Origin of the sequence: Listeria marthii (genome assembly GCF_014227425.1) — a bacterium.
Lineage (GTDB): Bacteria > Bacillota > Bacilli > Lactobacillales > Listeriaceae > Listeria > Listeria marthii.
This window is the reverse complement of the sequence record NZ_JAASWB010000005.1, coordinates 34,853-57,389: the sequence shown is the minus strand read 5'-3', so window position 1 is coordinate 57,389 and position 22,537 is coordinate 34,853. Positions and strand designations below refer to the sequence as shown.

Genomic DNA, 22,537 nt, shown 5'->3' with positions numbered 1-22,537 from the left:
CACAAGTTAAAAAATAGAAAGAGGCGAAGTAAGTTGGCACAATTATCACTAGAACATATTTATAAAATATATGATAACAAAGTAACTGCAGTTTCTGACTTTAATTTAGAAATCGATGACAAAGAATTCATCGTTTTCGTAGGACCATCTGGTTGTGGTAAATCTACTACATTACGTATGATCGCTGGACTAGAAGAAATTTCTAAAGGCGAATTATCGATTGATGGCAAAGTAATGAATAATGTTGCACCGAAAGACCGCGACATCGCAATGGTTTTCCAAAACTACGCATTATACCCACATATGACTGTATATGATAATATGGCATTTGGTTTAAAACTTCGTAAAATGCCGAAAGACGAAATCAAAAAACGTGTGGAGCACGCAGCTGATATTCTTGGCTTAACAGAATACTTAAAACGTAAACCAAGTGCACTTTCCGGTGGTCAACGTCAACGTGTTGCTTTAGGCCGTGCGATTGTTCGTGACGCTAAAGTCTTCCTTATGGATGAACCACTTTCCAACTTAGATGCGAAATTACGTGTGCAAATGCGTGCGGAAATTACAAAACTTCACCAACAATTAGATACAACAATGATTTACGTTACCCATGACCAAACAGAAGCAATGACAATGGCGACTCGTATCGTTATCATGAAAGACGGTGTTATCCAACAAGTTGGTACGCCAAAACAAGTGTATGATCACCCTGTGAACATGTTCGTAGCCGGCTTTATTGGTAGCCCCGCAATGAACTTCTTCAAAGGTCGTTTAGATGGCGCTAACTTTATCGGTGATGACTTCACAATCGCTGTTCCAGAAGGCAAATTGAAACTTCTTAAAGACAGAGGATTCGACGGCAAAGATATCGTTTTCGGTATTCGTCCAGAAGATATCCATGATGAACCAATCGTTATCGAAGCAAACCCAGGTTATACGTTCAAAGCGACTACAATCGTTGCCGAACTTACTGGTGCTGAATTCATGCTTCACAGCCGTGTTGGTACACATGAATTCGTAGCTCGTGTTGATGCTCGCTCCGAACACCAACCAAACGAAGTACTGACTTTAGCATTTGAAATGTCTAAATCTCACTTCTTTGATCCAGAAACAGAAGATAACTTAACTGATTAATATACTTTCGAAAAACCCGCCGAATGTGGTGGGTTTTTTTCTGCGTAGCTAAAAATCATTGCATCATTCCCGATTCACACATGGTATACTTAGCTTATTAACTAAAAAGGATGATTTTATTTGACTGAAAAATATTTAATTTGTTCCGATATTGATGGCACGTTACTACGCCAAGATCAAACTGTATCCGAAAAAACGCGCGATTTAATTCAAACTTTAGAAAAAGATGGCCATATTTTCTCTATTTCTACAGGGCGAATGTATCCTTCTGCTCGTGAAGTTGGTTTTAAGGTCAGCAACTCTGGCCATGTTATCGCATCTAACGGTTCTTATGCGGCTATTCGCGATGAACAATTGCTTAAAACCACTTTAGAAACCCAAGCAATCCGCTCTACTTACGAAATTATGAGCGACTTTGATTTGCCACTATTTTTCTTCTCCACTAACGCTCTTTTCTATACAAAAGAACCACCTGCTTTCTTCCGTGAACTTGCGGATAAAAGTCGTTTAGACACGGGCCACAAGAGTTTTTCACTTGTTTCTATTAATGATAAAGGCGTTTTTGATGAAAATATGCACCAATTTTTAAATGCGATTGTTGTTGCTGAAAATGAGGCGTCCAAACTAACCGAAGTTCGCGCAGCTCTTAATGAAGCAAATGGCATTAGAGTGCTCTCTTCTCACCATGATAATTTAGAAATACTTCCCGCTAATTCTGATAAAAAAACTGCTGTTGAAGCGCTTGGGAAGCATTATAATATTCCACGCGAAAGAATTATTACATTTGGTGATGGCGAAAATGACATTGGCATGCTACAATATGCTGGAACTGGTGTTGCAATGGCGAATGCAAGTGATAACGTCAAAGCAGTAGCTAGTCATCTTACTGACACGAATGAAGCAGATGGGGTTTACAAATTTCTAAAAGAATTCATTTCATAAGAGAAGGGGAAAAGGGATGAAAAAAGGGATTTTAAACATATTGTTGGTTTTTGCTTTAATTACGGGAATTTCGGTACCTGGTTCTATCCAAGCCGAAGCAGCTGCTCCAACAATAAAAGTACATTTCATTGATGTTGGCCAGGGGGACGCCATTTACATCAAAGCACCTAGTGGGGAAGATATCCTCATAGATGCCGGCAACAAAGGAAAAGGAAAAATTGTCGTTAACTATTTAAAGAAATTAAAAGTAAAAGATATTGATATCATGATTGCCTCCCATTCAGACGCTGACAACATTGGCGGCTTACCGGAAGTCATGAATAGTATCAAAGTAAAAAGCCTTTATGCTCCAAATTCGACTAACACAACAGCCGCATACAAAGATTTTGTGAATACGGCGAAAAAGAAAAAACTAGCTATAAAAACCGCCAAAGCTGGTGTAAAACTCCCCGTCAAAGGAGTAAATGCCCAGTTTGTAGGTCCTGTTAAAACATATGGCAAAACAGATCGAAATAATTGGAGCGCTGTTCTCCACGTTGCATATAAGAAAAACACCTTCCTTTTCACAGGAGATGCACAAACAAAAGCAGAGAATGATATGATTAAAGCGAAAAAAACATTACGAGCTGACGTGCTAAAAGTAAGTACACAAGGTTCAAAAACTGCAACTAGCAAAGCTTTCGTTAATGTCGTAAAACCAAAATACGCCATTATAAGCGTCGGTAAAAATGGCTACGGTCACCCCACTTCCCAGACTGTCAGCACGCTAACCCAAGCAAAAGCAAAAGTTTATCGAACGGATCGTAATAAAACAATTGTTATCACAGGTAACGGTAGCACGTATTCAATCGGAAAATAATTTCGATGTCCAAATTCAAAAGGCTCATAATAAAGAGAAAACTTTATTATGAGCCTTTTTTCAATAATGAGTAGTGCTTAACCTTTTTTGAGCAATAAATAGGCTAAATGTGGCAAAATTATTGCGGTTACATTGGCTTAAAACGGGTATTTTCATAAAAAAGAGATTCTTTAGTAGTCTGTTTTTAGTACTTTATTGCACTTTTACGGTGATACAATAAAGTCATGTGAGCACTACTGAATCTGAAGGAGACGAAGCGAAAAAATGGCCTATCCATTTAATCACAAAGAGTTTGTTGCAATGATGGATCAATACAATTTAAAATCCAACAGCATCACGATTCCTGAGCATACCATTTTAAATGATTTAGTAACGGACAATCAGGATTGTGTGTATTTACTAAAATCCGGTTTATTAGCTGGATACATTGATTTCGATAATGATAAAATTTATTCTATATTCTCAGCTAATTTTTTCATGGGGTACTATACCATTTTCGAAAACACACCACTTTTACTTACTTATCAAACGTTAACAGAATGTGAAGTCATCATATATAAAAAGAAAGATATTGAATATTCATTATCTCTTTTCCCTGAAAATTTTGGTTTTCAATATACTATTATGAGAGCCATTGCGAAACATGGTTATTACAAATCACTTATACAATATCGCGATAAAAAAGATCAATTAGCTTTTGTTTTTGAAATGCTTGTCAAAATTCTTGATATTGATGTAGAAAACGGTGTAGCTGCATTACCGAAAGCAATTAGCACGACTGTTATTAAAAATTACTGTACCCTTTCCAAAGCATTCTTCTATTCTCAACTTAAAGAATTAAAAGAAGCGGGTATTATTTCAAAAGTAAAATTACAATGGCGCGTTAATATGGACGCTCTATTAGAAAAAAATAATGCAGTAGATTAACAAAAAGGATGCAGCTTAATGAGCTACATCCTTTTTTTATTTAATAGCTAAAGCGAAAATGCTAACTTCTTGCTCTTTTCCACCATAACTAGCTTGTTTTGTTTCTTCTTTCTTGTAACCAAGGTGTTCAAAAAATCCACGACCTTTTTCATTCTCCGCTAAAACGCCTAACGCTAAAGAATCTGCCCCGCCGTCACTAGCCCACTCTTTGATGGTTTGGTGAAGCACTTTCCCAAGACCATTATGACGAGCATCTGGCGTTAAAAGGAGCAAGCCGATAAACCAGCGACCTTTTCTCGGGTAATCAGAAACGATATCTACTAAGCCGATTGGTTTTTCATTTTCATCCAATACTGCTAGCACGAATTTATCGAATCGTGTTTTCCCGTTTGGAATTTCAGTGATAATTTTTAATGCATCATTTTTCGATGCGGGCTTATCTTGTTCAATTAAATAATAATCTTCTGATGCCGCGCAAACAGCCTCTGCAAGTTCTACATCTTTTTCATTTAAAAATTTCACATGATAATTACGTTTCATTATTTCACTCTTTTCTTTATCAAGTTTCCATGTCAATCATGCCATAAATTCCTTGTCGTTTCAATAGATAGCCGCAAATCCATCCGAATTTATGCTATACTAGAATGAGTTTATGATGGAAAAGGAGCTAGTATATTGTATAAATTAATTGCGATTGATATTGATGGAACACTACTAACAGATGATCATAAGGTTACAGATGAAGTAAAAGAAGCCATTCGTCAAGCTAAATTAAAAGGTGTAAAAGTGGTTCTTTGTACTGGACGCCCGCTTGTTGGCGTAGAAAATTATTTAACAGAACTTGATTTACGTGAAGAAGGCGATTACGTTATTAGTTTTAACGGCGCACTCGTTCAAGATACTTTTACAAAAGAAGTTATTTCTCACTTAACGCTTGGTATCGAAGACTTAAAAGATATTTATCAAGTGAGCTTAGATAGTAATTTACACATGCATTTCTTTGATGATAAAGCACTTTACACGCCAAACCGTGAAATCGGCAAATATACAATTGTCGAAGCATATCTTACTGGCAGCCAATTGATTTATAAAGAAATTGAAAACGTGCCGGAAGATTTTATTATGTCGAAAGCAATGTTTATCGAAGAAGCACCAGAACTAGAAGCTGGTATTGCGAAAATGCCGGAATCATTCCGCGAAAAATATCATTTAGTTCGCAGCACCCCTTTCTACTTAGAAATTCTGAATCGTGATGCGAGTAAAGGTAATGCGGTAAAAGAACTTTCCGAAAAACTTGGCATTAAGCAAAGTGAAGTTATCTGTATTGGCGACCAAGAAAATGACGTTACGATGCTTGAATTTGCTGGACTTGGTATTGCGATGGGCAATGCTCCGGAAAGAATTAAGCAACTTTCTGATTATACGACTGCTTCGAACAATGACAGTGGTGTCGCAAAAGCGATTCAAAAATTCGTGCTGGATAAATAAAACAAAAACGCAGATTCCTTTTCGAATCTGCGTTTTTTAACTATCTTTTTAAAAGAATATACTTTAAAATATATTAGTAGAGTTTTTTTAATAAAAATCGCTTTAATGGAGGTTATATTAAATGGAACATCAAAAACGTTCACCATTCCCGAAAGACTTCTTATGGGGTTCTGCATCTGCAGCTTATCAAATCGAAGGAGCATGGGACGCAGACGGCAAAGGTAAATCAGTTTGGGACGAATATGTCCGCATTCCTGGAACTACTTTCAAAGGTACTAATGGCGATGTCGCTGTTGACCATTATCACCGTTATAAAGAGGACGTAAAACTAATGGCTGACGCTGGCCTAAAAGCTTACCGTTTCTCTATTGCTTGGACTCGTATTTTCCCAAATGGTAAAGGCGAAGTAAATGAAGCTGGATTGAAATTTTATGATAACTTAATTGATGAGTTGCTTAAATATGATATCGAACCGCTTGTAACGCTTTATCACTGGGATATTCCGCAAGCATTATTTGATGAATACGGCGGTTGGGAATCTCGCCAAGTTATTGAAGATTTCACAAATTATTCCACAACGCTTTTCAAACGTTACGGCGACCGCGTTAAATATTGGGTTTCCTTGAACGAGCAAAATATCTTTGTTGGTATGGGTTATGGTCAAGCGCTTCATCCACCAAAAGTTAGCGATCCAAAAAGAATGTACGCAGTAAACCATATTGCGAACTTAGCTAATGCAAGTGTTATCAAAGCTTTCCACGAAATCGTTCCTGATGGAAAAATTGGACCAAGTTTTGCTTACACACCACATTACCCAATCGACACAGATCCTAAAAACGTTCAAGCTGCGGATGATGCAGAAGAATTAAATAGTTATTTCTGGATGGATATGTATGCTTTTGGTCGTTATCCGAAAGCTGTTTGGAAATATTTAGAAGAAAACGATATTGCGCCAGTTATTGAAGATGGCGATATGGAACTACTTGCGTCTGCAAAACCAGATTTCATGGGCGTGAACTACTATCAATCCGCAACTGTTGCTTACAACCCGCTTGATGGCGTTGGTCAAAACAACGAAATGAACTTCACTGGTAAAAAAGGCAGCACAAAAGAAACTGGTATCCCTGGCGTTTACAAAAAAGTCGTTAATCCTTTTGTAAAAACAACGAACTGGGACTGGACAATCGACCCTAAAGGCTTACAAATTGCGCTTCGTCGTATTAACAGCCGCTATGCTTTACCAATTTTAATTACTGAAAATGGTTTAGGTGAATTTGATAAATTAGTAGATGGCGAAGTAAACGATGACTACCGTATTGACTATCTGAGCGCGCACGCAACTGCTATTCGCGATGCAATCAGTGACGGGGTTGATATGTTAGGATATTGTACTTGGAGCTTCACAGACCTTCTAAGCTGGTTAAACGGCTACCAAAAACGTTACGGTTTCGTTTATGTTGATCGTGATGTGGAAGATGATGCGCCAATGACGCGTATTCCGAAGAAAAGTTATTATTGGTATAAACAAGTGATTGAGACTAATGGAGCAGACTTATAAAATATGGCTGAATATCAAAGTCAGCTAGCTAGAATCCAAGCAAAAATCACTACTTTAAAAGAAAAAGATGTTGATTTGAATTTATTTGGTTCAGAAAGCCATGCCTATAAACTCAATCCGCCTTTGTCTAATCAAACTATTACTGCATTTGAAAATGAGCATCAAATAACTTTACCACAAGGTTATCGCGCATTTTTGGAGCAAATCGGTAATGGTGGAATGGGCCCTTACTATGGTTTAGAAACACTCGCGGACGGGCTTTGTTCTTCTCTTGATTACAAGGCTGAAAAGTATGGTGTGCAAACGCTGAGCAAGCCTTTTCCCCATACAGATGACTGGAATGCGCCTGGTTATAAAGAAGGAATGTCCGATGAAGCTTATGATGCTTGGCAAGAACTGTGCTTTTCTGATAAAGAAGTATTTGGTCTTCTGCGCATTGCTAATTTTGGTTGTGGTGTCTCGATTAACCTTGTTGTAAATGGCCCTTCTTATGGAGAAATTTGGGTGGATGACAGAAATAATGATAATGGCGTCTATCCTGATTTTTACTTTGGGAATGAAGAACGTTTAAACTTTCTTGAATGGTATGAGTTATGGTTAGATAAATCTATTGAAGCAAGTGAATAAAGAAAAAACCGCTAAAAAAAAGTACATACTCTTTTTTAGCGGTTTTTTATGCATTGTTCAAATATGATTGCTTTTTATTGTTTAACAATTGACATGCTATACTCCATTTATATTATAGAAAAGGAGTAGATGACATGAAAAAATTTATTCTAGCAAGTATTGCATGCACGACCTTGATTTGTTTTAGCCCTTTAGCTGAGCAAGTCGAAGTAAATGCTGCTACATCAGACATTACAACTGCCCCAGAAAAAAGTTTACAAGAAGCTCCTCCAGCCACGGTTGATCAAATTTTTCCAGATGATGCTCTAGCTTTTAAAGTAGCACAGGAACTAGGTGTTTCCGAGGATACGGTCGTCACCCAAGAACAGCTAGATACTATTACAACAATGGTATATGTGGCGTTCGGTGTGGAAGATTTAACAGGGATGGAATATTTACACAACTTAAAATTAGTAGATTTAAGCCAAAACAACATTAGTAACTTAGAGAATCTCGCTAATTTAACAGAATTAGAAGTTGTATCACTTAACGAGAATCAAATTACAGATATTGCTCCGCTAATGAACTTACCTAAGTTAAATAACTTAGAACTAGGTGTTAACCAAATCTCCACCTTACCATCCTTCGAAAATTTAACTAATTTAAAAATATTAAATCTAAGTAGCAATCAACTAAACGATATTTCGGCGCTAAAAGATACTCCCCAATTAACCAATTTATCTATCTCAGCAAATAAAGTATCAGACATCAGTGTCCTTTCAGCACTTGATAATCTCAAAGTTTTTTATGCCGAAAGCAATCAACTGACTTCTATTGAGTCATTAAGAAATAAAACAAAACTTGAATACTTTGATGCTAATTTTAATCAAATTAAAGATGTTACACCTCTCAGTACCATTCCAACCATTAAGTCCATACAAATAGAAGAAAATCAGATTAGTGATTTCAGCTCATTGGCAAGTCACGACTTAGATTTATTTGACGCTACTGGACAAAATATATACCTTCCAGATATTGCACTAGGTGATTCCACTAATATTGTAATTAAAGATAACCTTGGAGTAACATTACATGATTGGGTTTGGTACACTCCAGGAACTTACCAAAATGATACACTTACTTGGGAAAATGCAGGCGATAATTCTGCTTACTTTTTAAATAATCAATATCCAACTTTCCCTTCTGTCACAGTCACTGTCTATCAAACAGTTACTCCTTAAATAATAACAGCCTAGTTCTATAAAAGAACTAGGCTTTTTTACTTTCTTCTTCCCGTTTCAACAGCGAATTTGCCATCATTTGGAAGCAGAGAATTAAAATCATAAATACGACTAATGGTGGTAAAATTATCCAGAATTGATGATTGGCGAAAACGAATTTGGCGTTGGCGATTAGGCCAGATAATTCAGGGATAACGGGGTTAAGCATACCGTCATCGGCCCCCATGATTGCCCCACCGATAAAAATGCCAAAGATAGCCAAATGCACGAACATCTGCAAAGTTTGAATGAGTTGCTCAATCCAAATCAAAATTAATTTGGACCAGATTTGTGGGTTGATATGTTTGGTTAAAATCCAGCGAGCATTTCCGCCAAACACGAGCGCGCTCAGGACGAATTCTTTTTTCAATACTTGGGAAATTTCACTGCTAATTCGGTTGGTTGTAATTGGCAACACGATGACTACCATGATTAAAATTTGGAAGGTTATGCGTGTCAATAGGCTTGTTTCGAAAATGCCGGAATAGTTGATGAATTCGTTGACCATGATAATAAATACGAGTAGTGACAGTGGCAGATAATGCATCCCGTCCGCTATGCTTTGAACGAAATTGCGGGTTCGCGGCTTGCTGAAAAACGCGAGCGGTACTGCCAAAATGTAGCCGATTATGACTCGTAGCGTTGCGATAATGACCGCGATAAGAAGCGTGTACTTGATGCCGACTAGTAATTGGTCGAGAATGGAGTTGCCGGCTTGGTCAGTGCCTAGCCAGACTTGCGAATTGGGTTTGAATGGCGCCATATCGGTTACTCGTCCGGTTGAATCGCTGATGAATTTGAGCGAGTTGATTTTGTCTCCCATGAATCCATAAATAAGGCTTGCGATTAGTAAGCTACTAAGTGTGATCAGCGGAATGCTGAAAGATGGACGTTTTAGGAGCTGCCCGGTCGTTACTACAAAGTTTCGCCATTTGCTTTTAAGGTTTACTTTTCCCGCAAAGGTCTTCTGGAAGCTGTTCCAATGTAGCGGGATTCGGGTAACGTTTGCGCTCTCGGTGTTTTTTCCGCGGCTAATCCATAGGTCTATTAGTGCGTAAAAGAAATAAAACGGGGTGAAAACGAGCGCTAATACTAGGAAAATATTTAATGGGCTAAATCCTGCTAGCAAATAGTAGAGCACGCCTTCAATGCCAAACAAAAATTCTACAACGAGGTAGGCGCTTAGAATAAACCAAACGATGGTTTTTGATTGGTAAAATAAACTTTGCATCATGTTTGGTGTGGCGTGGCGCAGTATAATCGCTCCGTCAGTTAAGCCTTTGCCGCGCGCTAATTGGATGTAGTCAGCTTGCCATTCATTTTTCATGAGGAGCATCATCATTTTGTAAAAGAGCACGGTTGGGATGATTGATAAGCAGACGACTGGTGCGGCATATATTTGCTCGCCGTTTAAGCTGTAAAAATTCAAGGTGAATACGCCGGTTTGTTGATATATGTAGACGACGGCCATTTGAATAAGGAAGATAAAGGAAAAGTCCGGGAATGCTTGAAGTATCGATAAAAATCCGTCTAACCCGCGGCGCAACCATTTTGGCCCACGGAATGTTGCTAAGACTAAAAGGTAGGCGACGATTAGCGAAATAAGTAAGCTCGCTACGATAATTTTCATTGAATAGAAATATGGTCCTGCGATAAAATCTGCTAATGACACGTGGAAAACTTCGGCGGCTCCTTGGTAGCTTATTTCCCATTTTGTTGGATGTAAAATAGCAGAGAAAATAGACTTGAGGGCCTCGAAATACGTGCTGGATGACCATGATGTCACTTTGCTAAATATCGCGGGAACACAGCTGATTAAAATAATTCCTAAAATCCCTAAAAAATAATGTAGAAAAATTTTGACAATTCTTTTCATATGTATTATTTCTCGCTCTCTCTTATTTATGAATCTAGGACACACCTCTAATGAGATATGCCCGAGATTCTAGTTATTTTAAGTCTAAATGACCGATTTCATTTAATTTTTTTAATGAAAATTCGCCGTTTTGGTATTCTACAATGCTAATGCTCGTGTTCAAGATTTTTGGTGCTGCTTTGCGGTGTTCTTCAATGGTTCCGCCTTGTAGCAAGTATAATAATAGCGTTAGTGACATTCCGTGAGAAACGACCAATATGTTTCCGCTTGGATTTTCAGCGATGATTTTGTCAACGCCTTGAAGTAGTCGTTCTGCAAGCTCATAGTAAGTCTCGCCGCCATTCACTTCCGCTTTGTAGGTTTCTGGGCTATGAAGGATTTTCGCGCGTTCCTCCGGGTGTTTTTCGTCAATTTCCATTACTGTAACGCCTTCCCACGTTCCAAAACCCATTTCTTTTAGTTCTTCAAGAGGTTGAATTTCGATTTCGCGGTCGCCGAGAATGTAAGCCGCAGTATCTTGCGTGCGTTTGCTTGTACTCGTATAAACGGCATCAATTTGTGTATCTTTCAAGACTTCACCGACTGCTTTAGCGCCGTCAATACCTTCTGCAACTAGCGGGGAATCGCCCCAACCTTGCATTTGTCCAGTCATGTTCCATTCTGTTTTACCATGTCTCACAAAATAAATCGTACGTAAACCTTCTGCCAAAATTCTGCCTCCTAATTACACATTCTTCTAAAATTGTATCATGAATGAGCATATTTTCAAGGCTTTCTTATTTATTTGTCGGTATCAAGTGGTTTTAAATGTGCCAAAATATCGTCGCGACGTTCTTCCAAATGTGGCGGTAAATCTACATATGTGCCGTGTTCTTTCGTGAAATCGGTTTGGAAACCTGGTTCGTCGGTTGCAAGTTCAATTAGGATGCCATTGCTTTCGCGGAAATAAAGGGAATGGAAATAAAAACGATCCACGTAGCCAGAATTTTTATAGCCAAGATCTTGAATCATCTCTGTCCAACCAATCAAATCGCCATCTGTTGGTACACGAAATGCCACGTGGTGAATTCCGCCAGCACCTAGGTTTCCTTGTTCCAAATCAGGTCGCGACTCCACATGTACTTCGCCGCCAAGCCCGACATCGCCAGTTTTAAAAACGGTTAACAATTTATCGTCTTCCTCGTATGCGCCAATGCGTTCGAAGCCTAAAACTTTTGTTAAAAGGCGGTCGGTTTTCTCTTTTTTGAAAACAGAGAAGCGCACTGGACCAAGTCCGCGAATCGCGTATTCTGCTGGGACTGGGCTATCCTCCCAAGGGGAAACCTCGGTTGTTTGCGTGCTTGTTTCATCGGAAATCAAACTGACCGGCAAGCCATCAGCATCTTTTAGGCGAATTATTTTGCGTCCGAATTGGTCGATTGGCTTGCTGTGGAAAATGCGATGCTCATCGAGTCTTTTATCCCAATAACGCAAAGCTTCATCATTCGGCACGCGTAAACTAAGCTGCGAAATCGCATTGCGTGATGGATGATTTTTAGCCATGTTCGGCACTTCAAAGAAAGTTAGCGCTGTCCCCGGGGAGCCAATTTCATCGCCGTAATATAAATGGTACGTATATGGATCGTCTTGGTTGACCGATTTCTTCACTAGTCGTAATCCCATTATTTTTGTATAAAAGTCAAAGTTTGCTCGTGCATTCGCTGTAAAAATAGATACGTGATGAATTCCCGTTAATTTCATAAATAATCACTCTCCTAATTTTTTTAATAGCTTGAGTAGTTCTTTTTGTTCGTCTCTCGTTAATTTATCAAATTGCGCCTGTTGAAAAGCTTCTTGTTTTGGCACGTTTTCGCGGTAACACGCTTGGCCTTTTTCTGTTAAAGTAATATGTTTTTCGCGTCCCGTCTTCGTCCGCGTAATATAACCTAATTGCTCTAATTTTGCGAGGAGTTGGGTAACATTTCCCTTCGTTACAACTAATTTTTCGGCAAGTTGCTGCTGCGTAATCTCGTTGTCCAAACCAATCTGAGCAATACAGTCAAACTGCGCCGTTGAAATCCCTACAGCTCGTAAATTCTGGTTGGTTAGCTTCATATTTCGATTATAAAAACGACTAAACCGAAACCAAAGCAAAACCCCTAGCCGTTCTTCTTTTCTCACCATGCTCTTCCCCTCCTCTTGATATTATTAGTTTAGTCCTAAACTAAATGAAATGCAAGAAAAAAGTCTAGCACCTGTTTACAAACAAATACTAGACTTTTAGTTAATTGCGTATTTTATAAAGAGAAACAATCCCTGTACCGAAAAGAAGTATTCCCATGAAAATAGCTAGAGAATTTTGGCTATCACCTGTTTTTGGCAATGAAATATTGACATTATTCGTAGCCTGAGCCTGTCCACCAGCATTTTTGGTAGTATCACTTGGCGTCTCTTTGTCAGGATCATCAGGCGGATTTTCCGAGTGCTCATTCAAGCTAAACTGAGCATATAAAGTAAGATCGTTGGCCGGCATTTTGTCAGTGGAAAAATTCCATTCAGTTCCACCAGTTTTAGCGTCGTACCACCCTGTGAATGTGTAGCCTTCTTTTTCCGGCGCTGTCGGTTCAGTTAATAACGTATAGGCACCTACCGTCTCTTTAGTTACTACTCCATCAACGTCAAAACTCACCGTATACATCTCTAAAGGTTGTTTTACTACACCACTAAAAGTTTCTGTGGCACTACCAATCGTTACCTCTTGCGAAAAAGTATAACTCACTTCACTAACATAATTAGCTAGATTCCAAGTAACGTTAGTATTATCATATGTTCCATTGTCGCTTATTGCCAGTGGTGCAACAATTTCTTGCTTATTATTTTTCACATTGTTCGGAATAACGATATTGCTTTGATATGGCAGTGGCTTATTAGTTATTTGTTGACCGGATAAATACATACGTGTCAAATTCGTTAAATTCGCTATCGGTGTTAGATCACTTATTTGATTATTATGCAAACCAACATAGTCTAAATTAGTCAAATTAGCAATTGGACTTATATCGCTTATTTGATTATTGTCTATACCAAGACCGTCTAAATTCGTTAAGTTTGTCAGTGCGCCTATATCAACTATTTGGTTATGATCCAAACTCAAGCTAGTTAGATTAGTTAAATTGGCAACTGCACTGATATCACTTATTTGATTATCTGTAAACCATACCATGTTTAGCTTACTTAGAGCTGATACAGCGCTTATATCACTTATTTGATTATAAGCTAAGTTTAACTCAACTAAATTTGTTAAATTCCTCAAAGTACTTATATCTGTTATCTTATTATCGTGCAAGTCTAAATCTGTTAAATTCGTTAAGTTTTCCAAAACACTTGTATCAACTATATTGTTAGCGTACATTTCTAAGTCTGTTAATTTCGTTAAATCTTTTAAATCACTGACATCACTTACTTCAGTATTACTTATATTTAGTTCTGTTAAATTTGTCAGATACTGAATTCCCTCAATGGATTCTATTGGTAAATAAGTTCGCAATTGAGTCAAAGCATCTAATTCGCTCTGGGAAACAAGATCTGTAACACTTGCTTTCCCAAGTTTAGTCTCCATTGTTAAAGCCATTTGAGGGTCAGGAAACACTTCATTAATCGGTGTCGGTTGTGCAAGACTCGCTGCTTTGGCATCAATTTCCGGACTCATTCCTAGCCACATGCTAATTCCCAAAGTCATAGTTAATGTTATTCCGACTCGAACTAGTAAAGTTTTTATCTTCATTGTAGTCTCCTATCTGTTAATTAATTTATACCTTTTTCGCATCTCAAACTAATATTAACATAGGGAAAATTGATTTTTTTGTTCCAGAAAAGACTTTTTTGCGTGTTATCGCCTTTAAAAGTGTCGATTTTTTGTCATTTTAGCTTTTTTATAAAAACTCTACGGCAATTCGTTTATACACATCCACCATTTCTAAATAATTCTCCACAGAAACATTTTCATTTACTTGATGAGGCGTCTCGTTTCCGGGGCCAAAAATAATTACTGGAAATGTTTTCTTCGCTTTGGTGAATTCTGCTGCATCCGTTGTTCCAGAAATACCAAGTAAAGGGATTTCTTCTTTGATAATGTCACTAGCTACACGTTTAGCAATATTAACTAGCTCTGAATTTTTATCGCTAAATACTGGTTGTTTGTCATAATCAAATAGCAACTCTAATTTCACATTTTCCTGTTTATTTAACTCATTAATAATCTTCACTAGCACTTGTTTCACTGTTTCATTACCCATTTCTGGAATCGAGCGAATATTCCCTTGAAGTTGCGCTTTTTCAGGGATACTATTTACTTGATTTCCACCATCAATCACAGTGACGTTATGAATAAAATCGCCTAATATTTCGTTTGTCGCATCGACTGATTTCGCAAATTTTTCTACTTCATTATAAAATAGCAGCAAATTATCAATCGCATTCACACCATATTCCGGCATCGAACTATGGGCATTTTTCCCAGTAGATTTAACGGTATAATTAATCGATCCTTTATGGGCGTAAACAATCTGATGCCCGCTTGGTTCACCAATAATCAATCCATCTAAATCATCCGCATACCCTTTTTGCGTTAGTTGTTCTGCACCAAGTTCACCGACTTCTTCACCAACTGTTGCTAATAATCTAATTTTTCCGTTTAACTTTTGCTTCTCTTCTTGAAGTTCAATCATCGCAATAACCATCGCTGCTAAACCTGATTTCATATCAGTGGCGCCACGTCCGTATATTTTCCCGTCATGCTCCGTCGCTTCAAAAGGTGGGAACTTCCACTTGGACTCATCTCCGGCATCAACCACATCCATATGCCCTGAAAAAGCCAAAATCCGCCCGTCGCTAGAACCAATTTCACTAACCAAACTGGCTCTGTCCACATCATACTGCACCTTTTCAGATTCAATCCCATATTCACTTAACAACTTCTGTAAATAGTTCGCAACCTGCTCTTCATGTCCATTAGTCGAATTAATATTTACCATGTCTTTTAAAATTTGAAGCTTTTTTTGTCGGTCCATATTTCACGCCCTCTTTCTATGAATTCCATCCTATGTTTTCCCTTTATATAAAAAGGCAAACTAATATCTTCTTCTGCTCACAATAAAAAAATGGCTCAGCTCGGGGCTAAACCATTTTTTAAAATTTATTTTGTTTGGCGTTTTTGGCGGAATACAACTAAGCCGATGCCGATAAGAACTGCTCCAGCAAAAATTGGAATCATCGTGTTTTCATCTCCAGTTGTTGGAAGTGAGGTATTGTCGCCTGAACTGTTTGGGTTAGTCGTACCATTATCATTTCCAGTTGGATTAGTGTTCGGATCATTATTTTTCGTAAATTGGGCGTATAATGTTAAATTTTCAGCCGGCATTTTACCAGTAGCAAAATCCCATTTATTCCCACCAGTTTTTGCGTCATACCATCCTGTGAATGTGTAACCTTCTTTTGTTGGAGTAGTTGGTTCTTGTAGTAAAGCTTGCTAATTCACTGTTTGACTCGTTGTTTTTCCATCAATATCGAAATTTGCTGTATAGCTGTTTATCGTGAAATGCGCGTATAGTGTCATATTCTCAGCTGGCATTTTGTCTGCTGCGAAATCCCACTCATTCCCGCCAGTTTTCGCATCGTACCAACCGTCAAAAGTATAACCTTGTTCTGTTGGCGCGACGGGCTCTGTTATTAAAGTATTCACTGCTGTATTTTCCGTTGTTATCGCCCCGTTAATATCAAAAGTAGTCACATACGCTTCTGTAATCGGCTGAACTACCGTCCCCGCAAAAGCAACCTTTCCTTTAGCGCCAAGTGTAACTGTTTGATTAAAATCATAACTTACTTCGCCAGTATAACTATCTAGATTCCAAGTAATATTCGGGCTAGCGAATGTTCCGTTATTACTAATCGTCGTTGGCGGCACTACTTCCCCAAATACATTTTTCAAAATATCAGGTGCAACTAAATTAGATTGGTATAGGACTGGAGCAACTGTTATTTGTTGTTTATCAATTTTCAATGTGGTTAGTTCCATCATATTACTTAATGGGCTTGCATCACTTATTTGATTTTCCCGTAAATCTAAATAATTTAAGTTCGTTAGCTTAGCAAGAGGCGTCACATCTTTTATTTGGTTAATAGATAATTGTAAGAATGTTAACTGTGTCAATCCTGAAAGTGACGTCACATCACTAATTTTATTTTCACCTAAATATAAAGACTCTAAATTAGTAAGATGTGCAAGCGGTACAAGATTAGTAATCTGATTGTCGGTCAAACCTAACATGTTCAAATTAGTTAAATATTGTATTCCTTCTATTGAACTTATTCCCTTGCCGTCTGCTTCAAGTTTAGTTATCTGATTCAACTCTGTTTGCGTAACTTCATCAGCGACACTAGTTTTTCCAAGTTCCGCCTTCACCTCGTCCGCTAATGCTGGATCCGTGAAGATTTTGTTAATTGGCGTCGGCTCAGCAATACTCTCTGCCTGAACTTCCAATCCCTGACTCATATTGATCCATAAGCTAATACCCAAGATAGCTGTGACTACAAACATAATGCGTAGTAATGAAGATTTTCTTCTTTTCATTTTATCGTCTCCTTAAATTTGGCTAAGTGGACTATTCACTTTTAACCACACCTTAAATTTATGCTATCTGGGTTGAATTGGCGTGAAAAATATTACTAGTCTTTGTTGAATAATTAGAATTATAACAGAATACGCTCTCCCTTTTTTCTCGCACCAGACCCATCTTAGCCGAATGTGTGACAATAAGTTGAACTTTCTTTTTTATATTTTGAGGAAATTGTTTCTTATGGGAATTTGTAAAAAACAGCCCTGTCGTCGTGTTTGGATATTATCAGACTTGTATATTGAATTGTACTCACGATTGATAAATCGTTATAATAACTGTGATAAAAAATAGAAAACTAGAGTGCGTATGTTGCAGCAAAAATTTATCACAAGGAGACAAGAAATGAATATAGCACAATTTGATAAATTCAGCCAAGCTTGTTCTAAGGAATTAGCAACTGCAATTGGTACAATATTAGAAAACGCAAAAAATAAAGAGGATTGCTTGATTGGTTTTATCACAACCGATGATTTCTATGGTTGTCATTTAACATGGGATGACAGTGGGAATGTAAACGAGTACTTTAATTGGAAGAATGGACTTAGGCCAAATTTTCTATAACAACCTCTTGTAGATGTAGTGGAAGAATGCGAGGATATTGATTTTTGTCGCCCATCTACTGAAAAGTGGGAGTTTGCAAAAACATTGCTTTATGTATTGAAAAAAAATATCAAGGAAATACCCGATGAATTATTTAAAAAAAATGGTTTTAGAAGAGAAGATATTCTTTTCTTTTCAACAATGAGCGCAGGTGATTACACTAGTGAAATGATTGACACATCTGTTAAAACATTCAACACTATAGAAACGCTTGAAAAATATGGCATTGTATAATGAAGACAAATTAAAAGCGCTCAAACTATAATAGTTTGAGCGCTTTTTTGTGTTTGGAATTAGAGACTTAGCTTCGAACTATAATAAAACCTCACCCTTTTTTGGCACTGCCACTAAAAAATGAGAATAAGATAAAAACACCTTCGTTGGATTCATGTAAAATGAAACTAACGGAGGTGTTTCTATGAGTACGAGAGTTATGTATCCAGCAGAAATAAAAGAAAAAGCGATCAAGGTTCGGTGTACACATCTTATGAATATTATCAGTTCTGTCAAAAGAAAAACGTTATCCGCAGTATGTCCCGAAAAGGGACACCCACAGACAACGCTCCCATAGAATGTTTCCATTCCTCGCTAAAGTGCGAAACATTCTACCATAAAACAACGTATAAATACGCTAAATCTATTGTAATCCAAATCGTAAAAGATTACATTAAATATTATAACGAAAAACGAATTCAACAAAAATTAGGCTACCAATCTCCTATTAATTTCAGGAAACAAGCAGCCTAATTTAAAGGGTTTTTATTCCATTCTCATTTTTTCATGTCAGTGCATTTTCTTAGTAAGTTTTTTTTGAATTTCTTTGAACATTAGATATCCATCTGTTTGTAAATAAGGAATCGGAAGTAGTGAATTTAATCCAATAAAGAGGCTGAATATTTTTATGAAAATAAAATCATATCCTATAAAAATGCCCATAATCAAATTAACTACTGCAGGCATTAATAAAACAAGCGATTGTTTGGGCAACCCCCAGCTTTCGTCATCCTCAAATGTCACAGAACAATTAATAATGATTGGAGAAATAGATACATTTTTTATTTTAAGAAAGAAAAAATTACCTAAAACAACCTTATCTATCCTTCCCTTAAAAAGAAGGACAAAGAAAATGTGGACTAGTTCATGCAAAACTAAGACTATAAACCAACTTTTATAAATTTCTAAAATCATTCTTCTTATCCCAGTAGCTCATTAATAGTAATGTTAGCATAAACATGATAGCTGAAACACCTATTGTTGGAAGAATCATAAGCATACCTATACTATCTCCAATAATAACTCGACTTACTAACAAGCATGCAGGTATACTCAATAAAAAATCTAGTATCATTATTACATAAATAAGCCGTTTATTCTTTCTGGGTTCAAAATTCAAATTAGACATATCGTTTAAAAAGCCATTAATTAAACTAAACGATTTTCTTCCAAAAATAAAAATCAACACAGATACTATAAGAGAAAAAATAACTGATATAAGAAGTATTTTTGCTAAGTTTTGTTTATAAAAAGCTACTTGTGAAACACTATCCACATAATTTGATGCATATTGGTAGCTTGGTCCATGAACTTTTAAATAGTTTAAAAGTTCATGCTGATTTTTATTAGCTAGTTGAATAGAAATAATAGAAAAGTTAGGGTTATCATAATTTTCTTTTTCAAGTTTTAACAATATATTATTTAATTTTTCAGAAGCCTTATTCTCTACCCCCACTGTTCCATACTTGTTCACTTGTTTCGAATAAGAAATTGCCGCTACCGGCGAGTTAACTATACCGACTATTTCATACAACTCATTTTCAAATTCTACTTTATTGCCTATAGCTGATTCTTCACTGATATCATTAGGGGAAAAATTTTTCAGTTGCGAAAAAGATAACGCGATTTCTTTAGCATCGTCTTTTGGAAAACGCCCTTTAGTTAAGTGCGTCTTTGTAACAGGAAAAGCATTTACATAGTTTGGCGAGTCTGTAATTATCTCCGGAAGAGCTAAAACTTCAAACTTGGAATTATCCAAAACAAATTCATTTATATAACTTTCATCTACAACATAAATTTGTTTGACATAGTCTTTGTTCTGTAATTCAATCAACTCATTTGTAGTAAGATGATTAGGTTCCTGAAATTCATCTTCAATTTCGCTTTCAGTCATTTCAATATCAAAATATCTAGAGTAATTCTCTGCAATATCCATCAACTCAAAATTATAATCACTAGTTAAGTTCTTTTCTATTGGAACTGAGCGTAAAATAATAGTGGAGGTAATATTGGTTAATAAGATAGTTAGTACTACAATAAATGCAAACATCAAGAAGTTAAATTTTGAACTAAGTAAATATTTTAAAATTCTTCCATTTGAAACTACTCTTTTACTTTTAACTTGAATCTCGTTCTGCTCTATTTCAATATTAGAAGATACTTCTATCCTATCTTTATCTACAAAAATAGTTTTATCAAAAAAATGCTCCAATCGAATATCATGACTAACTAAGTAAATGATTTTTGTTTTTGCTAATTCACTTAAAATATTAGCAAGTATCTCCGAGGACTTGTTATCTAGATTATTTGTAGGTTCATCTAGAATAATTATAGGAGAGTCCAAAGCTAATGTTCTCACTAATTCTACTTTGACAAATTCTCCACCACTTAATAATTGGATATCTCTCTCTAAGTAATAGTTATCTACAGAAAACAACTCGCAATACTTTTGAATTAAGTTCGGATTAGTTTTTGGGAAGTGTAAATATTTCTCTACACTTGTTTTATATTTCCAATTTTTTTGCGCAAAATAAGCTACATCATTTACTTTACTTGGGTTACTTTTTAACTCATTTTCAATAAAGGTTGTTTTTCCACTTCCGTTACTACCTGTAATTGTGTAAATACCTGGCTTAGTGATAGAAAAAATGCTAAATTTATTTATTTTACTCATATAATCGCCTTTCTAATGTTATTTTTTATTATCAATGGTATGACGATGTAGGCGAAAAAGAAAAATATCATTACTACACCTATTATGGAGGTAATAAGCAGCGAATGAATAATACTCCACATAATTAAAAGAAAAATAACGGTACTAATAACCGAGAAGATTTTAAAGTTTGTAAGGAGATACGTTTTTTTTCTGAATTGAAGTAACTCTTTTTCATTATAGCCATAATAAGCCAATGTACTATAACTATTTTTATAATTAACCTCATACATAATTAGTAAAATCAATAGTACTAAGAGTAGTAAGCATATAAGAAGTGCTACTTTTTTTATCAGCATAACTGCATTACTGTACTGATTAACCTCAGCGTTTAATAACTCCGGTTCATATCCTTTAATAAATATTTTTTTAGCATATAGTTTATTTTCTGCTAAGAAATCATAAAATGATTCTTGATCTTTTAATTGCACATATGCTTCTGTAATTAAAACATCTTGTTGATTTACTTTTTTCAAAATTTGCGCATAAACACTAGGATTAAATTCTATCTCTACCTGATTTGATTGCAAAGTATCACTATACTGAAGTACAAATCCTAGCTGCTTAATTTTAGCTTTTTCAATTTCTGTTAAAGTTAAACTTTGTGGCACACGGAAAGATGGACTGTCACTATTTTTATAGTAATTTTCGTCATTACTAATGAATTCTGTCTCTGCATTCAACTTTAAAGCTTCACGTAAAGTTTCCATCATTGCAGCTTTAATATTGATAAATTCTTTTGTTTTCGGATCATATAATTCTAAATATATTAACGCTTGATAAGTATCTTTTTTCAAATTAATCGCTTCTTCATAATACTCGTCTTCATTAATGCGTGTTTCTTCTGTGAAGAACTTAGCTTTATTAAATTTAGTTGCTGATTGTATAAGCATCGTATTAATGGCTTCATTATTGTCATAAGAAGAAGCATTAGTGCTATAAAGTGTAGCGAGTTGATATACACCTTTTTCGTTAGAAGGACTTGTTTCTTCGGCATTTGTTTTCAGTAAAATCACTAAAAAAATAGCGAAAATCATCATACAAATTAAATAGAAGATATATAAGAAACATGTCCTTCTAGGTTTAATTTTGATAATACGCTCTTTTGAGCTTTCTTTATTAAAACTGAAATTATCTGCTTCATAACTTTGATTCTTCATTATTTCTATTTTTTTATCATATTCGGTAAAACGATCATCATGCGTAATTAATAGTATTATTTTAGATTTTGCCGCTTGATAAATAATTTGTTTTGCTTTCTCAAATACATCAATATCTAAGTCATTTGATGGTTCGTCTAATATCAATACTTCTTGATTTGACAAAATAGCTCTTAGAAGGTTAACTAATCTTTTTTCTCCCCCACTGAGATATTTACTTTTTTTAGTTATTAAATAGTCTAATTGATGTTCTTCCAGAAAATTAATAACCGTTTTTTCTGCGATTTCGTTCATAGTAATATTGGTTAAAACCGTTTCATACTCCAATATTTGATTATCATCTTGCTTCATCATGCAACTAATACTTCTGTTAGCTTGAAGTATTTTCTTAGCTAATGTTGTTTTCCCTACTCCATTTGCCCCAATAATTATATATAATCCGTTTTTAGTTATATTCACATTGATATA

20 protein-coding genes and 2 pseudogenes are annotated in these 22,537 nt (G+C 36.1%); 11 read left to right on the top strand and 11 right to left on the bottom strand.

Features of this window, described 5'->3' with window-relative positions:
* The first annotated feature begins 33 nt into the window (after positions 1–33).
* The 4 genes from HCJ55_RS10375 (at position 34) to HCJ55_RS10360 (ending at position 3,862) form a co-directional block, all read left to right on the top strand.
* Positions 34–1,134 (top strand): oligosaccharide ABC transporter ATP-binding protein MsmX, encoded by a 1,101-nt coding sequence (locus HCJ55_RS10375; protein ID WP_185502982.1) that lies wholly within the window; start codon positions 34–36, stop codon positions 1,132–1,134.
* A 120-nt stretch (positions 1,135–1,254) separates the two neighbouring features.
* The gene (locus HCJ55_RS10370) at positions 1,255–2,076 is read left to right on the top strand and encodes a Cof-type HAD-IIB family hydrolase (protein WP_008946685.1); all 822 of its coding nucleotides are present in this window, start codon (positions 1,255–1,257) and stop codon (positions 2,074–2,076) included.
* Between the two features lie 16 nt (positions 2,077–2,092).
* Positions 2,093–2,935 (top strand): ComEC/Rec2 family competence protein, encoded by an 843-nt coding sequence (locus tag HCJ55_RS10365; protein ID WP_185506588.1) that lies wholly within the window; start codon positions 2,093–2,095, stop codon positions 2,933–2,935.
* Between the two features lie 264 nt (positions 2,936–3,199).
* Positions 3,200–3,862, top strand: coding sequence for a Crp/Fnr family transcriptional regulator (locus tag HCJ55_RS10360; protein WP_008946683.1), 663 nt, complete (start codon positions 3,200–3,202; stop codon positions 3,860–3,862).
* A 36-nt stretch (positions 3,863–3,898) separates the two neighbouring features.
* On the opposite strand, the gene HCJ55_RS10355 is transcribed toward HCJ55_RS10360, so the two are convergent.
* Entirely contained in the window at positions 3,899–4,402 is a 504-nt protein-coding gene (locus tag HCJ55_RS10355) for a GNAT family N-acetyltransferase (RefSeq protein ID WP_185502979.1), read from the bottom strand.
* 135 nt (positions 4,403–4,537) lie between these two features.
* Here HCJ55_RS10355 and yidA point away from each other — a divergent pair, with 135 nt between their 5' ends.
* From yidA to HCJ55_RS10335, 4 genes are all read left to right on the top strand, one after another.
* Complete coding sequence (yidA, locus tag HCJ55_RS10350; RefSeq protein ID WP_185502978.1) at positions 4,538–5,350, top strand: sugar-phosphatase; 813 nt, start codon at positions 4,538–4,540, stop codon at positions 5,348–5,350.
* Between the two features lie 121 nt (positions 5,351–5,471).
* Positions 5,472–6,908 (top strand): glycoside hydrolase family 1 protein, encoded by a 1,437-nt coding sequence (locus HCJ55_RS10345; RefSeq protein ID WP_069891947.1) that lies wholly within the window; start codon positions 5,472–5,474, stop codon positions 6,906–6,908.
* A 3-nt stretch (positions 6,909–6,911) separates the two neighbouring features.
* The gene (locus HCJ55_RS10340; protein WP_185518055.1) at positions 6,912–7,535 is read left to right on the top strand and encodes an SMI1/KNR4 family protein; all 624 of its coding nucleotides are present in this window, start codon (positions 6,912–6,914) and stop codon (positions 7,533–7,535) included.
* A 134-nt stretch (positions 7,536–7,669) separates the two neighbouring features.
* Positions 7,670–8,755 carry a leucine-rich repeat domain-containing protein gene (locus HCJ55_RS10335; protein WP_185518053.1) on the top strand — a complete coding sequence of 362 codons (1,086 nt, stop codon included), beginning with the start codon at positions 7,670–7,672 and terminating at the stop codon, positions 8,753–8,755.
* A 28-nt stretch (positions 8,756–8,783) separates the two neighbouring features.
* Here the strand turns inward: HCJ55_RS10335 and HCJ55_RS10330 are convergent, their stop codons facing one another.
* The 7 genes and pseudogenes from HCJ55_RS10330 to HCJ55_RS10300 form a co-directional block, all read right to left on the bottom strand.
* Entirely contained in the window at positions 8,784–10,670 is a 1,887-nt protein-coding gene (locus HCJ55_RS10330; RefSeq protein WP_185518051.1) for an ABC transporter permease subunit, read from the bottom strand.
* Between the two features lie 73 nt (positions 10,671–10,743).
* Positions 10,744–11,379: a histidine phosphatase family protein gene (locus tag HCJ55_RS10325; protein WP_185518050.1), complete on the bottom strand. Its 636-nt coding sequence runs from the start codon at positions 11,377–11,379 to the stop codon at positions 10,744–10,746.
* 71 nt (positions 11,380–11,450) lie between these two features.
* Positions 11,451–12,410, bottom strand: coding sequence for a ring-cleaving dioxygenase (locus HCJ55_RS10320; protein ID WP_185518048.1), 960 nt, complete (start codon positions 12,408–12,410; stop codon positions 11,451–11,453).
* 6 nt (positions 12,411–12,416) lie between these two features.
* Positions 12,417–12,833 carry a MarR family winged helix-turn-helix transcriptional regulator gene (locus HCJ55_RS10315; RefSeq protein WP_008946675.1) on the bottom strand — a complete coding sequence of 139 codons (417 nt, stop codon included), beginning with the start codon at positions 12,831–12,833 and terminating at the stop codon, positions 12,417–12,419.
* 100 nt (positions 12,834–12,933) lie between these two features.
* Entirely contained in the window at positions 12,934–14,433 is a 1,500-nt protein-coding gene (locus HCJ55_RS10310) for a leucine-rich repeat domain-containing protein (RefSeq protein WP_185518046.1), read from the bottom strand.
* 148 nt (positions 14,434–14,581) lie between these two features.
* On the bottom strand, positions 14,582–15,718 hold the full coding sequence (locus HCJ55_RS10305; RefSeq protein ID WP_185518044.1) for an ArgE/DapE family deacylase: 1,137 nt from the start codon (positions 15,716–15,718) through the stop codon (positions 14,582–14,584).
* Positions 15,719–15,843: 125 nt separating this feature from the next.
* Positions 15,844–17,277: pseudogene (locus HCJ55_RS10300) on the bottom strand (InlB B-repeat-containing protein).
* A 388-nt stretch (positions 17,278–17,665) separates the two neighbouring features.
* Between HCJ55_RS10300 and HCJ55_RS13890 the strand changes: the two are divergent.
* From HCJ55_RS13890 to HCJ55_RS10290, 3 genes and pseudogenes are all read left to right on the top strand, one after another.
* Entirely contained in the window at positions 17,666–17,884 is a 219-nt protein-coding gene (locus HCJ55_RS13890) for a hypothetical protein (protein WP_221644143.1), read from the top strand.
* An 18-nt stretch (positions 17,885–17,902) separates the two neighbouring features.
* Positions 17,903–18,157 carry a hypothetical protein gene (locus tag HCJ55_RS13885; RefSeq protein ID WP_221644142.1) on the top strand — a complete coding sequence of 85 codons (255 nt, stop codon included), beginning with the start codon at positions 17,903–17,905 and terminating at the stop codon, positions 18,155–18,157.
* Positions 18,158–18,382: 225 nt separating this feature from the next.
* Positions 18,383–18,670, top strand: a pseudogene (locus HCJ55_RS10290) (transposase); the annotation flags it as partial.
* 36 nt (positions 18,671–18,706) lie between these two features.
* On the opposite strand, the gene HCJ55_RS10285 reads toward HCJ55_RS10290, so the two are convergent.
* The 3 genes from HCJ55_RS10285 to HCJ55_RS10275 are packed head-to-tail and all read right to left on the bottom strand — an operon-like array spanning position 18,707 to position 22,528.
* A complete protein-coding gene (locus HCJ55_RS10285; protein WP_185518042.1) occupies positions 18,707–19,111 on the bottom strand; it encodes a hypothetical protein in 405 nt (134 codons plus the stop codon).
* Positions 19,092–20,870, bottom strand: a complete 1,779-nt coding sequence (locus HCJ55_RS10280; RefSeq protein WP_185518040.1) for an ATP-binding cassette domain-containing protein — start codon at positions 20,868–20,870, stop codon at positions 19,092–19,094. The genes HCJ55_RS10285 and HCJ55_RS10280 overlap by 20 nt, the downstream gene beginning before the upstream one ends.
* Positions 20,867–22,528 (bottom strand): ATP-binding cassette domain-containing protein, encoded by a 1,662-nt coding sequence (locus HCJ55_RS10275; RefSeq protein WP_185518038.1) that lies wholly within the window; start codon positions 22,526–22,528, stop codon positions 20,867–20,869. The genes HCJ55_RS10280 and HCJ55_RS10275 overlap by 4 nt, the downstream gene beginning before the upstream one ends.
* Between the last annotated feature and the right edge of the window lie 9 nt (positions 22,529–22,537).

Coding starts and splice junctions, on each gene's coding strand:
- HCJ55_RS10305 (WP_185518044.1), bottom strand. CDS start 15,718: ATGGACCGACAAAAAAAGCTTCAAATTTTAAAAGACATGGTAAATATT.
- HCJ55_RS10340 (WP_185518055.1), top strand. CDS start 6,912: ATGGCTGAATATCAAAGTCAGCTAGCTAGAATCCAAGCAAAAATCACT.
- HCJ55_RS10320 (WP_185518048.1), bottom strand. CDS start 12,410: ATGAAATTAACGGGAATTCATCACGTATCTATTTTTACAGCGAATGCA.
- HCJ55_RS10355 (WP_185502979.1), bottom strand. CDS start 4,402: ATGAAACGTAATTATCATGTGAAATTTTTAAATGAAAAAGATGTAGAA.
- HCJ55_RS10360 (WP_008946683.1), top strand. CDS start 3,200: ATGGCCTATCCATTTAATCACAAAGAGTTTGTTGCAATGATGGATCAA.
- HCJ55_RS13890 (WP_221644143.1), top strand. CDS start 17,666: ATGAATATAGCACAATTTGATAAATTCAGCCAAGCTTGTTCTAAGGAA.
- HCJ55_RS10335 (WP_185518053.1), top strand. CDS start 7,670: ATGAAAAAATTTATTCTAGCAAGTATTGCATGCACGACCTTGATTTGT.
- HCJ55_RS10330 (WP_185518051.1), bottom strand. CDS start 10,670: ATGAAAAGAATTGTCAAAATTTTTCTACATTATTTTTTAGGGATTTTA.
- HCJ55_RS10310 (WP_185518046.1), bottom strand. CDS start 14,433: ATGAAGATAAAAACTTTACTAGTTCGAGTCGGAATAACATTAACTATG.
- HCJ55_RS10285 (WP_185518042.1), bottom strand. CDS start 19,111: ATGATTTTAGAAATTTATAAAAGTTGGTTTATAGTCTTAGTTTTGCAT.
- HCJ55_RS10315 (WP_008946675.1), bottom strand. CDS start 12,833: ATGGTGAGAAAAGAAGAACGGCTAGGGGTTTTGCTTTGGTTTCGGTTT.
- HCJ55_RS10365 (WP_185506588.1), top strand. CDS start 2,093: ATGAAAAAAGGGATTTTAAACATATTGTTGGTTTTTGCTTTAATTACG.
- HCJ55_RS10280 (WP_185518040.1), bottom strand. CDS start 20,870: ATGAGTAAAATAAATAAATTTAGCATTTTTTCTATCACTAAGCCAGGT.
- HCJ55_RS10345 (WP_069891947.1), top strand. CDS start 5,472: ATGGAACATCAAAAACGTTCACCATTCCCGAAAGACTTCTTATGGGGT.